This is a genomic window from Mesorhizobium sp. CA13, from assembly GCF_020165235.1.
In the GTDB taxonomy this organism is placed as follows: domain Bacteria; phylum Pseudomonadota; class Alphaproteobacteria; order Rhizobiales; family Rhizobiaceae; genus Mesorhizobium.
Genome location: NZ_JAIUHS010000004.1, coordinates 275,647 through 287,893, shown reverse-complemented (window position 1 = coordinate 287,893; position 12,247 = coordinate 275,647). Strand labels below are relative to the sequence as shown.

General features: G+C 62.2%; 14 protein-coding genes. 7 read left to right on the top strand and 7 right to left on the bottom strand.

Translation table 11 applies throughout. The annotated features are described in order from the left end of the window. Positions 1-8: 8 nt before the first annotated feature. Positions 9-1,337 (bottom strand): sensor histidine kinase, encoded by a 1,329-nt coding sequence (locus tag LB566_RS12825; RefSeq protein ID WP_411910472.1) that lies wholly within the window; start codon positions 1,335-1,337, stop codon positions 9-11. Beyond that, positions 1,334-2,008 (bottom strand): response regulator transcription factor, encoded by a 675-nt coding sequence (locus LB566_RS12820; protein WP_140548337.1) that lies wholly within the window; start codon positions 2,006-2,008, stop codon positions 1,334-1,336. The genes LB566_RS12825 and LB566_RS12820 overlap by 4 nt, the downstream gene beginning before the upstream one ends. A gap of 116 nt (positions 2,009-2,124) precedes the next feature. Between LB566_RS12820 and LB566_RS12815 the strand changes: the two genes are divergently transcribed. Continuing rightward, positions 2,125-2,766: a chloramphenicol phosphotransferase CPT family protein gene (locus LB566_RS12815; RefSeq protein WP_224624655.1), complete on the top strand. Its 642-nt coding sequence runs from the start codon at positions 2,125-2,127 to the stop codon at positions 2,764-2,766. 194 nt (positions 2,767-2,960) lie between these two features. Here the strand turns inward: LB566_RS12815 and LB566_RS12810 are convergent, their stop codons facing one another. The 4 genes from LB566_RS12810 to LB566_RS12795 all read right to left on the bottom strand — a co-directional run bounded on the left by LB566_RS12810 (position 2,961) and on the right by LB566_RS12795 (position 6,026). Beyond that, on the bottom strand, positions 2,961-3,392 hold the full coding sequence (locus LB566_RS12810; protein ID WP_224624654.1) for an HIT family protein: 432 nt from the start codon (positions 3,390-3,392) through the stop codon (positions 2,961-2,963). 158 nt (positions 3,393-3,550) lie between these two features. Continuing rightward, entirely contained in the window at positions 3,551-4,765 is a 1,215-nt protein-coding gene (locus LB566_RS12805) for a GNAT family N-acetyltransferase (protein WP_224624653.1), read from the bottom strand. Positions 4,766-4,821: 56 nt separating this feature from the next. Further along, complete coding sequence (locus LB566_RS12800; RefSeq protein ID WP_224624652.1) at positions 4,822-5,550, bottom strand: glycerophosphodiester phosphodiesterase; 729 nt, start codon at positions 5,548-5,550, stop codon at positions 4,822-4,824. 11 nt (positions 5,551-5,561) lie between these two features. Continuing rightward, positions 5,562-6,026: a RidA family protein gene (locus LB566_RS12795; protein WP_140548347.1), complete on the bottom strand. Its 465-nt coding sequence runs from the start codon at positions 6,024-6,026 to the stop codon at positions 5,562-5,564. A gap of 138 nt (positions 6,027-6,164) precedes the next feature. Between LB566_RS12795 and LB566_RS12790 the strand changes: the two genes are divergently transcribed. The 4 genes from LB566_RS12790 to tsf all read left to right on the top strand — a co-directional run bounded on the left by LB566_RS12790 (position 6,165) and on the right by tsf (position 9,450). Next, a complete protein-coding gene (locus tag LB566_RS12790) occupies positions 6,165-6,992 on the top strand; it encodes a cell envelope integrity EipB family protein (protein ID WP_140548349.1) in 828 nt (275 codons plus the stop codon). Positions 6,993-7,159: 167 nt separating this feature from the next. Next, the gene (locus LB566_RS12785) at positions 7,160-7,438 is read left to right on the top strand and encodes a DUF4031 domain-containing protein (RefSeq protein ID WP_140548351.1); all 279 of its coding nucleotides are present in this window, start codon (positions 7,160-7,162) and stop codon (positions 7,436-7,438) included. A 201-nt stretch (positions 7,439-7,639) separates the two neighbouring features. Then, positions 7,640-8,422: a 30S ribosomal protein S2 gene (rpsB, locus tag LB566_RS12780; RefSeq protein WP_224624651.1), complete on the top strand. Its 783-nt coding sequence runs from the start codon at positions 7,640-7,642 to the stop codon at positions 8,420-8,422. Positions 8,423-8,529: 107 nt separating this feature from the next. Then, entirely contained in the window at positions 8,530-9,450 is a 921-nt protein-coding gene (tsf, locus tag LB566_RS12775) for a translation elongation factor Ts (RefSeq protein ID WP_140498706.1), read from the top strand. A gap of 27 nt (positions 9,451-9,477) precedes the next feature. On the opposite strand, the gene LB566_RS12770 is transcribed toward tsf, so the two are convergent. Further along, positions 9,478-10,404, bottom strand: a complete 927-nt coding sequence (locus LB566_RS12770) for a LysR family transcriptional regulator (protein ID WP_224624650.1) — start codon at positions 10,402-10,404, stop codon at positions 9,478-9,480. Between the two features lie 111 nt (positions 10,405-10,515). On the opposite strand from LB566_RS12770, the gene LB566_RS12765 reads away from it, so the two are divergent. Together LB566_RS12765 and LB566_RS12760 are read left to right on the top strand one after the other, a co-directional pair. Further along, complete coding sequence (locus LB566_RS12765) at positions 10,516-11,043, top strand: nuclear transport factor 2 family protein (protein WP_224624649.1); 528 nt, start codon at positions 10,516-10,518, stop codon at positions 11,041-11,043. Between the two features lie 38 nt (positions 11,044-11,081). Next, positions 11,082-12,191, top strand: coding sequence for an aldo/keto reductase (locus tag LB566_RS12760; RefSeq protein ID WP_224624648.1), 1,110 nt, complete (start codon positions 11,082-11,084; stop codon positions 12,189-12,191). Positions 12,192-12,247 lie beyond the last annotated feature (56 nt).

Below are 12,247 nucleotides of genomic sequence, written 5' to 3'. Positions count from 1 at the left end.
GGTCTCGGTCACATCTGGATGCGGAACATCGTTCCGTGGCTCCCGCTGTCGACCGCCACGTGCCCGCCGTGATTGGTGACGATCTGCCTGACGAGAGCCAGCCCCAGTCCGGCGCCGGTGCTGCGCGGCGTGGTGCGATAGAACGGCTCGAAGACGAGCTCCTGCTGGTCCAGCGATATCCCCTGGCCCTGATCGGCCACGGTGATCTGCCCATCGGCGGTGACGGACACCGAGATCATGCCGCGATTTCCCCCATGCTCGATGGCATTGCGGACCAGATTGGTTATCGCCCTGACCAGCGCGGGACGGTTGCCCTGGCGCTCCAATCCATCGATTTCGCGAAGGAAGGAGATCTCGTAGCCGGCCGCTATCGCAAGCGGCGCAAGGTCGGCCACGACGGTCCTCGCGATATCGACGAGATCGACTGTCCCGTAATTTTCCCTGTTCTGGTCGTTGCGCTCGAAATCGAGCAGTTGTTCGGCGGTTTCGCCAAGCCGGGCGACATCTTGCAGCAGGCGTTCGCGATCCTGGCCATATTCCATTCCCTCGATCCGCGTCTGCATGATTGCAATGGGGGTGCGAAGCTCATGGGCGGCATCGACCAGGAAACGTTGGCGCTTTTGAAATTCGCGCTCGAGACGCTCCAGAACCCCGTTGAATGCCGCCACCAGCGGCACGACTTCGCGCGGAACGGCTTCGGTTGGAAGGCGAGCGCCCTGGCTGCGAAGCTCGATCTCCATCGCCTTGCCAACGACGTCGTTCAGGCCGGTGAGGGCGCGGCGGACAATCCGGGGCACGCTAAGGAATATCGCCGGCAGGGCGAGGGCCAGCAGAGGCACATATATCCGTCTCACCTCTTTTATCAGTGTGACCAGAACCGAGTCATTGCCGGAATTTCCGCCGAACAGCATCCGCATCTCGCCGGCTGGCGTATCAAACTCTTCGATCGATGCGATCTCGTCCGTGCCGTCGACGCCGCGCAAGTCGGCATCGTGAAAGAGGTGCACGTTGCGCGCGACGTCGAGATAGACCGGCGGTATGGCGCCAAAGGAGACCGACCTGCTGTCAGTTGTGACAATGACATACCAGAGGTTCTTGTTCTCCTGCTTGAGCGAGGTCAGGCTCGGCCTGTCCTGGATCTCGATATTTCGCCGAGGGCCGAGTTTGATGGATTCGGCTATGGCAGCGGTGAGCCTGTGCTCCAGGGCCACGTTGGGCGAAAGGACCCTTTTTCCGTAGAAACACAGGCCGACAATGACGGCGGCAACGACTGACGTCAGCACAACGCTGAGCTGCCAGATCAACGTCCACCGCAGCGAGGCGCCCCGCTGCATCATCTTACTTCCCTGAGGAGATAACCGACGCCCCTGATGTTGTGGATGGCCACCCCAGCGCCGGCATCCGTCAGCCTTTTGCGCAGGCGCGAAATATGGGCGTCGATGGCGTTCGACTGGATCTCGTCCTCGTAGTTGTAGACGGCTTCTTCCAGCGTGGAGCGGATGACAGTCTTTCCGCGTCGCTTTGCCAGGGCGAGCAGGACGGACAGTTCGCGTCTCGGTATATCGACGGGGCTGGACCCGACCGTCACGCTGAAATTCAGCGGGTCGATGGTGACCATGCCAACGGTGATCCGCGGCTCCGCCAAGGCTGCTGGCCTGCGCAACACCGCCCGCAGCCGCGCCATCAGTTCATCGATCAGGAATGGTTTGCCCAGATAGTCGTCGGCGCCGGCATCGAGCCCCTCAATGCGCTCTCTTGGCTCATTGCGTGCCGTCAGGACGATCACCGGCGCATCGACACCTGCCGCCCGCAGCCTGGGAATGAAGCTCAGTCCCTCACCATCCGGCAATGTTCGGTCGAGCAGGATTGCCTCATAGACGTGCTGGCGCGACAGTTCGATAGCATCGCCAAGGAGCACGGTGTGATCGACGACGACGCCTTGTTTGCCAAGCGCCCTGGTGAGCGCGTCAGCCATTTCTCTTTCGTCCTCGATCAACAGAACCCGCATTGCACGTCCACGTCTCGCCGGCGCCCTTGTCATCCGTCAGGATTACAGCAGCATTGCGAACAACAGCCGTTCGCCAGATGGCTGCGTGCGTTCATTTCCATGAGATTGGGAATTTTATGTCCGGACCAGGTCAGATCATCATCCTCAACGGCGCACCGCGATCGGGGAAATCAAGCATCGTCCAGGCAGTTCTGGAGAGCTTCGAGGGCCTATGGATGAATTTGGGAGTCGACATCTATGAGCAGGTCACACCGCTGCGCTGTCGCCCGGGGATAGGTTTGCGGCCCGGCGGCGAGCGCCCGGATCTCGAGGGTCTCGTGCCTCGGTTCTATGCCGCGCTCTACGAATCGATCGCCGCCCACAGCAGGGTGGGGTTGAATATCGTGGCCGATCTCGGCCATCACGACAGCTATTCGCAACCCCTTGATTGCCTTGTCGATTGCGCCCGGCGCCTCGCAGGCCTGCCGGTTCTGTTTGTCGGTGTCCGCTGCCCGGTTGAAATCATCCTGCAGAGGCATGCCGCCAGTCCGGCGGGGAGGGGATATGTGACCGGGTCGCCTGACGATCCCGTACCGTTGGCGGTGCGTCTGTGGCAGGAGGAGGTACACCGGCCCGGCGTGTATGATCTGGAAGTGGACACATCGCTTCTGACGCCAGCACAATGTGCGGATGCGATCCGCCGGCGGCTCAGGCAAAATGTAGAGCCTCCGACGGCGTTTGAGAGGCTTTCGGCGTTCTCCGCAAACAAGCTGTCCTGATCGCGCGCCAAGCGAGCGATGAGAATGAATCTCAGCCGCGCTGCCCGATCCTCATCCATGGCGGGCATAATCTGATTGATGTGTTCGGCGGAATGGCGATCACGCTGTGGCGGCTCGGATCCATGGTTTTCGATGCGCAACTGCGGAACCTTCCCAGACGGTCGCAGTTGCTGGGAACCGCTGAAAGCCAGGCGTCATGATAGCAAGGCGGCCTTTATCCGGCCGGCATTCTCGGCCAGCACCTCGGGTTTCTCCATCTGGCCCGTATGGGGCTTCAGCGCGATGCCTTCGAAGCGTGGAATGACATGGACGTGAAGGTGATAGACGGTTTGCCCGGAGGCCGGCTCGTTGAACTGCATCACGGTGACGCCATCGGCGTTGAACGCCTTGCGGACGGCGACCGCCACCTTCCGCACGACGGTGAAAAGCGGGCCGAACGTTGCCGGATCGGCGTCGAGCAGATTGCGCGACGGCGCCTTCGGCACCACAAGCGTGTGGCCTGGCCCCTGCGGCATCACATCCATGAAGGCAACGACCGCTTCGTCCTCGTAGACGCGGTGCGAGGGAATTTCATCGCGCAGGATCTTGGCAAAGATGTTGTCGGTGTCATAGGCGGTTTCGGCCATGGCGAACGCTCCGGATTGTGCCTCGCCAGTTGGTGTAGCGAAGCCTCTCGTGAGCGGCAAGACGATCGGGCGAGATCGATGAAGCCGATCTCGACAGGCGTGCACTGCCAACCCAAGGGATGCCGAACCTTACATATGCTCCTGCCCTGCAGGATGGCCTACACCTCGAGATCCTTGCGGAACGGCGTGTGCTCTTCCAGGTATTCGCCCATGCGTTCAACCTCGCGCCGTTCGCGCCTGAGATAGTCGGCGACGGCGTTGCGCAGGCCGGGATGGGCGATGTAATGCGCGGAATGCATGATCACCGGCCGGTAGCCTCGCGCCAGCTTGTGTTCGCCCTGTGCGCCCGCCTCGACCACCTTCAGCTTGCGTTCGATGGCGAAGTCGATGGCCTGGTGATAGCAGACCTCGAAATGCAGGAAGGGATGATCCTCGATACAGCCCCAGTTGCGGCCGTAGAGCGCATCCGAGCCGATGAAGTTGATGGCGCCGGCAATATAGCGGCCGTTGCGCCTGGCCATCACCAGCAGGATGTCGTCGGCCATGCGCTCGCCGATCAGCGAGAAGAATTCGCGGTTCAGATAGGGCCGGCCCCATTTGCGGCTGCCGGTGTCCATGTAGAAGGCGAAGAAGTCGTCCCAGGCCCGTTCGGTAAGGTCCTTGCCGGTAAGCCAGTCGATGGAGATGCCGTCGGCAAGCGCCTCGCGCCGCTCCTTTTTCATCGCCTTGCGCTTGCGCGAGGCGAGCGTGGCGAGGAAATCGTCATAGGTCGAGAAGCCCTCGTTGACGAAGTGGAACTGCTGGTCGGTGCGATGCAGGAAGCCCGCCGCCTCCAGCACGTCCACGTCGCTCTCCTGCGCGAAGGTAACATGAGCGGAAGAGACGCCGAGCCTTTCCGTCACCGCCTTCAATCCCGCGGCGAGCCCGGCCTTGACGGTGCTGGAATCCTGGCCCCTGCTCACCAACAGGCGAGGGCCGGTGACCGGCGTGAACGGTACCGAGCATTGCAGCTTGGGATAGTAACGGCCGCCGGCGCGCTCGAAGGCATCCGACCAGCCGTGATCGAACACATATTCGCCCTGGCTGTGTGATTTGAGATAGCAGGGGACCGCGCCGAGCAGCGTGCCTTGACCATTCTCTAGCCTGAGATGATGACCTTGCCAGCCGGTGCGCCGCACGGCGCAGCCGGAATCCTCGAGTGCGCTCAGAAAAGCATATGAAACGAGGGGGTTATAACCGTTTTCGGCATCACTGCGCGTGGTTCCCGCGAAACCGTTCCACTCTTCGCAGGTGAAGGCGCCGATGCCCGCCGCAATGCGGATCGCATACTCCGCATCAACCGTTTGCCCGTCGCCGTCGTCGCCCTGATCCATGAGGCTTATTTAAGCTCCATCCGGACCGCTACAAGTCACGTTCCAGGCACCCTGCCTCAAGCGACTTTGACCAGATCAGGCTCGAACCCTTCGAACGTCATCTGGTCCGCGTATTTGAATGTAAGGTCGACCGCCGGCTGGTCATGCACCGTCCAGGTGATGACCGGCATTTTGAGCCGTTCACGGACAAAGCTGACGAATGGATTTGGCAGGTCGCCCGCTGCGTAGGAGGTGAAGGCGATCTGATGCGCCAGCATGGCGAAATGTGCTTCGATCAGCCTGTCGTCCTTGCCATAGGCGGTCAATCCAGCCGGTATGCCCGGCGCGTCCTTGGCGAAATCGCGGATCAGCCAGTGGTCGAACGACATGATCGCCACCTTGCCCTTGTAGCGCTTGAGCTGCCTGCCGACGCTCGCCACCAGGCCATTGTCATATCCAGCCACGCCTTTCAGCTCGACCACCAGAGGCACCCGGCCGTCGATCAGCTCGAGCACCTCGCGCAGCGTCGGCACATGATCAGACGTGCCGCCGACCCTGAGCGCCGCCAGTTCGGCCGCCGTGCGCTGCCAGACGAAACCGTCGTGCCCGGTCAGCCGCTGCAAGTCCCCATCATGGATGATGACGGGAACTCCGTCCGACGACAGGTGCACGTCGCATTCGATGGCATAGCCGCGTTCGGCCGCGGCGGCAAAGGCGGAGAGGGTGTTTTCCCAGCGCGTCTTGTTCATGTCGTGAAAGCCGCGATGGGCGACAGGCCGGGCAATCAGCCAGGAAAGGTCAGTCATGTCAGGCTCGCTCACTCGACTTCGAAGATCGCTTCGATTTCCACGGCGGCATTAAGCGGCAGCGAAGCCGTGCCGACGGCGGAACGGGCATGCTTGCCGCGCTCGCCGAGCGCCGCCACCAGGAAATCGGAGGCGCCGTTGGCGACCAGATGCTGCTCGACGAAATCCGGCGCGGAGGCGACGAAGACGGTGATCTTGACCAGCCGGCGTATCTTCTCGAGATCGCCAAGTGCTGCCTTGGCCTGCGCCAGAATGTTGATCGCGCAGTATCTTGCCGCTTCCTTGCCGGTTGCTGTGTCGACGTCGCGGCCAAGCAGTCCGCTCGCCTGCAGCTTGCCGTCCTTGAGCGGCAACTGTCCGGCGGTGAAAAGCAGATTTCCGGTCCTGCAATGCGGCACGTAATTGGCGGCAGGCGCCGCGGCCGCGGGAATGGTGACCCCGAGGTCGTTTAGCCGCTTTTCGATTGTTTCACTCATTGCTTTTCCCTATTGCTGGAAGGCGCCGCGTCAGCCGGGCCGAAATTGCTATTTTTGCCTCGCTTCCGCCACGACTTTTTTTAAGCTGGACCATCTTTCCCTGCGGCCTGCCATCAGCCGCGACGATCGGAGCCTCTCATGCGCGCAACGCGCCTTGCATTCCATGCCGTCCTGTTGCCGGCGGTCTTTTCGATAGGTCCCGCTTTCGCCGTGCCGGCGCTGCAGGCGCATCGCGCCGTTTACGATCTTACGCTCAAGAAGGCGGACGACCGCTCCGGCATCACCGGCATTACCGGCCGCATGGTCTATGAATTCAACGGGTCGGCCTGCGAAGGCTATACGGTGAAATTCCGCTTTGTCACCCAGATCGCCACCAGCGACAACACCAAGCTGACCGACCAGCAGACGACGACATTCGAAGACGCCGAAGGCAAGACCTTCTCGTTCGTGACCAAATCCTTTGTCGACCAGAACCTCGACAAGGAGGTCAAGGGCGTCGCCACGAAGGAAACGAAAGGGCTGAAGGTCGACATCGATAAGCCCGAGAAGAGCAGCCTGGAACTTGCCGCCACCCAGTTTCCGACCCAGCATCTGGTCGAATTGATAGACAAGGCCGAGAAGGGTGAAAACTTCTATCAAACCAATCTGTTCGACGGTTCCGAGGACGCCAACAAGGTGATGTCCACCACCGTCGTCGTCGGCAAGAGGACCGATGCCGACAAGGCCGATCCGGAAGCGCCGGCGCTGGCCAAGCTCGCTACCGACAAATACTGGCCGGTCGACATCGCCTATTTCGACGACAGTGCCAAGAACGGAGAAGAGACGCCGGAATACCGGATCAGCTTCAAGCTGCACGAGAACGGCATCACCCGCGATCTAACCATGGACTATGGCGATTTCTCCATGACCGGCAAGCTGGTCAATCTGTCGCTGTTCGACCAGACGAAGGCCTGCCCGACGAAATAAGCTTCGATTTGCCTCGACGCAGCGCCGTCGCGGTCCACGGCTTGAAGGCGCCGCGGCCGCTTCTCATCTTCTCGAGGCCGCCAGCCGCTTCATCTTCTGTGCGAATCCCTTCTATCATCGCTCGTCGCGGACCACCGGTCGGCGAAAGAAGGAATGCGGCGAGCCTCATGGCGGTTTATGTCGACGCGGCGATCTGGAAATGGGTTGGTCACCGCTGGTGCCATCTGATGGCCGACGACACCGATGAACTGCATCGTTTCGCCGCGCAACTCGGCATCAAGCGCTCATCCTACCAGGGGCCGCCGAAGACATCGGCGCCGCATTATGACATAACCGGTTTCGAACGCGACCGCGCGGTGCGGCTTGGCGCCATCGAGTGCAGCCGCGAGGAGATCGTCGCGATCTTCCGGCGGGTGAGGGTGCCAAAGGGTAAGATAAAGCGTTGAAGCACGCGCGGATCGCCGCAGGCGCGCCGCAATGTGTCGTCGCGCTTGCGTTTAGAGCACTTCCCCTCTATATGCGCGCTCATTCCACACACGGACTTTGGTGTCTGCCCGGGAGAAATCCGGCTGAAACCTCCGGTGGCATCGAGGACTTCGTCCGAAAATGCCTGTGTCCGTGGAGGCTAACCGGAAAGGAAAATGAGAATGGCTCTGCCTGATTTCAGCATGCGCCAGCTTTTGGAAGCTGGCATTCACTTCGGCCACCAGACCCACCGCTGGAACCCAAAGATGGCGCCCTATATCTACGGCGCCCGCAACAACATCCACATCATCGACCTCAGCCAAACGGTGCCGTTGCTGTACCAGGCGCTGAAGCAGGTTTCCGACACCGTCGCCAAGGGCGGCCGCGTGCTGTTCGTCGGCACCAAGCGCCAGGCGTCCGACATCGTCGCCGATGCCGCGCAGCGTTCGGCCCAGTACTATGTCAACTCGCGTTGGCTCGGCGGCATGCTGACCAACTGGAAGACGATCTCGAACTCGATCCAGCGCCTGCGCAAGCTCGACGAGATGCTGGCCGGCGAGGCGCAAGGGTTGACCAAGAAGGAGCGCCTCAACCTCGACCGCGAGCGCGAGAAGCTCGACAAGGCTCTCGGCGGCATCAAGGACATGGGCTCGACGCCCGACCTGATGTTCGTGATCGACACCAACAAGGAGGCGATCGCCATCCTCGAGGCCAAGCGTCTTGGCATTCCGGTCGTGGCGATCATCGATTCCAACTGCGATCCGGACAAGATCGACTTTCCGATCCCGGGCAATGATGACGCCGCGCGCGCCATCCAGCTCTATTGCGACCTGATCGCCAAGGCTGCCATCGACGGCATCGCCCGCCAGCAGGGCGCGCTCGGCGTCGACATCGGCGCTTCGGTGGAAGCTCCGGTCGAGCCGGTGCTCGGCGAAACGCCGGCGGCGGAAACTCCGGAAGCGTGATAGCGAAGGCCGGTCACGGCCTTCATCTTTCTAATATTTTGACGCGTTAAACGGACGCACCGTCGAGATTCGATGGTGCGTCGGCGCATTTGAACAAAGAGGCGACAATGAGCATTTCGGCTGCACAGGTCAAAGAACTCCGCGACTTGACCGGCGCGGGCATGATGGACTGCAAGGCGGCGTTGAACGAGACCAACGGCAACATGGAAGAGGCCGTCGACTGGCTGCGCAAAAAGGGCATCTCCAAGGCCGACAAGAAGGCAGGCCGCACCGCGGCCGAGGGCCTGATCGGCGTCGATTCCGGCGTGCGCGAGGCCGCGGTCGTCGAGGTCAATTCCGAGACCGACTTCGTCGCCCGCAACGCCGCCTTCCAGGAGATCGTCGCCAACGTCGCCAAGGTGGCTCTGGCCTATGGCACGAGCGAGGCCGTGGCTGCCGCGAAGTACCCGGGTTCGGACAAGTCGGTCACCGACACGATCAAGGATGCCGTCGGCACCATCGGCGAGAACATGGGCTTTCGCCGTTCGGCCAAGCTCACCGTTCCGCACGGCGCCGTCGCGACCTATGTTCACAACGCGGTTGCCGACGGCCTTGGCAAGCTCGGCGTCCTGGTCGCCATCGAGACCACGGGCAACGAGCACGCCGCCAATGCATTCGCCCGCCAGGTCGCCATGCATGTCGCCGCCACCAACCCGATGGCGCTGACCACCGAGGAACTCGATCCCGCGGCGGTCGAGCGCGAGAAGGCGATCTTCGCCGACCAGGCGCGCCAGTCCGGAAAGCCGGAGGCGATCATCGAGAAAATGGTCGAGGGCCGCCTGCGCAAGTTCTACGAGGAAGTCGTGCTCCTGAAGCAGGCCTTCGTGCTCAATCCCGACATCACCGTCGAGAAGGCGCTGAAGGATGCCGAAAAGGAGATTGGCGCTCCGGCCAAGATCTCGGCCTATCTGCGTTTCGCGCTCGGCGAAGGCATCGAGAAGGAAGCGACCGATTTCGCGGCGGAAGTCGCGGCGGCGGTCAAGAAATAGCCCGAAGACCAAGTACGGCAGAACAGCTCAGGCAACTCGGCCGGGTGTCCGCTTGGATGCCCGGCCGATTTCCTGTGCGGTGTCGATGAAGGCCCTCAGCTTCGGCGCCATCGACGCCCGGCGCGGAAAGTAAAGGAAAAGGCCAGGTTCCTCGATTGCCGTCTTTGGCAGGATCTGGACGAGGCGTCCGGCGGCAAGATCGGCGCGTACCAGCGGCTCGAACACATAGGCGAGCCCGACCCCCGCAAGTGCAAGATCGATCGCCGCCAGCGAATCGGTCACGACGGCGGTGCCACGCGTCTCGACCACGATATCCTTGCCGTTATCGTTCAAATCCCAACGATAGAGCGCGCCGGAGCGGACAAGCCTGTAGCCTATGCAATTATGGTTCTCGAGGTCGGCCACGTCGCGTGGACGGCCGCGCTTTCCGATATAGTCCGGCGAGGCGACCAGCACGGCCTTGAAGGGCTCCGTCAGCCGTATGGCGGTCATGTCCTGCGCGATCATCTCGCCCAGCCTGATGCCGGCGTCAAAACCTTCCCTGACGACATCGACCAGGGCTTGATCGGCGAAAACCTCGACCGTCACATCCGGATAGCGATCAGCCATGGCTGCGAGCACAGGCGTCACCGCCAAAGGGATCGCGATGTTGGAGGCATTGATCCTGAGCAGACCGGAAGGCCGTCCCTTGACGCCGCGGATGCGGTCCATCCGCTCCGCGATGTCCTGAAGGGCAGGGCCCGCTGTCTCCACCAGTGCCTTGCCGGCTTCTGTCAGCGAGACGCTACGTGTCGTGCGCGCAAACAGCGGCTGGCCGATGCGTTCTTCCACCAGCCGCACCGCATGGCTGACCGCCGACGGGCTCATGCCGAGCTCGGCCGCGGCAAGCGCGAAGCCGCCCCGTCGCGCCACGGCAACGATGACGGGCAGGTGGGTGAGCAGGTCCCGGTCCATTCATGAATGATATCGCATAGTCTTTGCGAACAATGCAATCTTATCGACGGCGGCGCGTTGATCCACATTGTCCCAGATACAGCGGGCAGGCTGATTTCCAGGAGACGAGACATGAACGCTTTGAAACATGTGACCTTCGCCGCAGGATTGGCGCTGGCGCCGATCGATGCTGGCGGCGCCGAACCGGCGGACTGGCATGCGCTTGCCGACGAGCGCGCGGTCATCCGCATCGCCGATGCCATCGACCGCGCCGTCGATGCACAGGACTGGAAGCTTGCCCGCAGCTATTTCGCGGATCGGGTTACCGCTGATTTCAGCAGCCTGTCCGGACAGCCGGCGGCCAACATTGCCTCCGACGACCTGATCGGCGCCTGGGCCGGCAACCTCAAGGGCAGCAAGACCAGCCTGCATCTGCGCACCAATCACCAGGTCGTTCTCGAAGCGGACACAGCGATCGTCCTGTCGAACGGCTATGCCTGGAACCGCATGGAAGGCAATGGCGATCCGCTCTGGGAAGTCTGGGGCACATACGAGCACCATTTCATCCGTTCCGACGCCGGCTGGAAGGTGGATGGCTTCATATTCCGCATGACGCATGAGCGCGGCAACCCCTGGGTGAAGACCACGCCCGGCCGGTGAACGGCGGGCATCCTGCGGATCAGAATGGGAACAATATCATGACCATGAATTACTATACTCTAGGCAACAGCGGCCTGCGCGTCAGCCGGCTGGCGCTGGGTACGATGACATTCGGCACCGAATGGGGTTGGGGAGCGGACAGGGAGACCGCCCGCGCCATATTCGACGCCTATGTTGAGGCCGGCGGCAATTTCTTCGATACCGCCGATCTTTATACCGGCGGCACCGCCGAAACCTGGCTGGGCGAGTTCGTATCCGAGCGCGGCCTGCGCGACAGAGCGGTGATCGCCACCAAATTCACGATGAACACCGAGCCCGGCAATCCGAATGCCGGCGGCAACGGGCGCAAGAACATCATGCGGGCGGTCGACGCTTCACTGAAGCGGTTGGGTACAGAGTATATAGACCTCTATCTCCTGCATGTCTGGGACAGGCTGACGCCGGCCGAGGAGGTCATGCGCACGCTGGACGACCTCGTGCGTGCGGGCAAGATACGCCATGTCGGCCTGTCCGACGTGCCCGCATGGTACGCGGCTCGGGCGCAGGCGATCGCCGAATTGCGCGGCTATGAGCCGGTCTCGGCCTTGCAACTGGAATACTCGCTCGCCGAGCGCACGATCGAAAACGAGTTCGTGCCTTTCGGCACGCGCCATGGCGCCGGCATCATGGTCTGGAGCCCGCTGGCCAATGGCCTGCTCAGCGGCAAATACCGGCCGATGCAGGCCGGCAATGCCGGCCGGCTCGACGGGTTCCGCAACTCGACGCATCCGGGCTTCCAGAAATTCACCGAGCGCAACTGGGCGATCGTGGCCGAACTCGAGAAGGTCGCGGCCGAACTTGGTCGCGGCATGGCCGAGGTCGCACTCAACTGGGTGGCGACACAGCCGGGCATTGCCACCGTCATTCTCGGCGCAACGAAGCTCGAGCAGATGCAGGACAATCTCGGGGCGTTGGACTTCGAGATCCCAGCCGCGCTTCGCGACCGGCTGGATTCGGTCAGCAGAACTCCCGCACCGTTTCCCTATTCCTATTTCGGATCGCAGATACAAGCGCGCGTCACCGGGGGCGCGACGACCGGCGATAAGCCCTCGGGCTACGCATTGCCGGTGCTTGTCGAAGGCGAGGCGGCCAGCGTCTCCACCAGCTAATCGATCCGCTGGCGCCGGCCGCCATTTGCCGTCGGGCGCTGCGTGACATCGTGGCG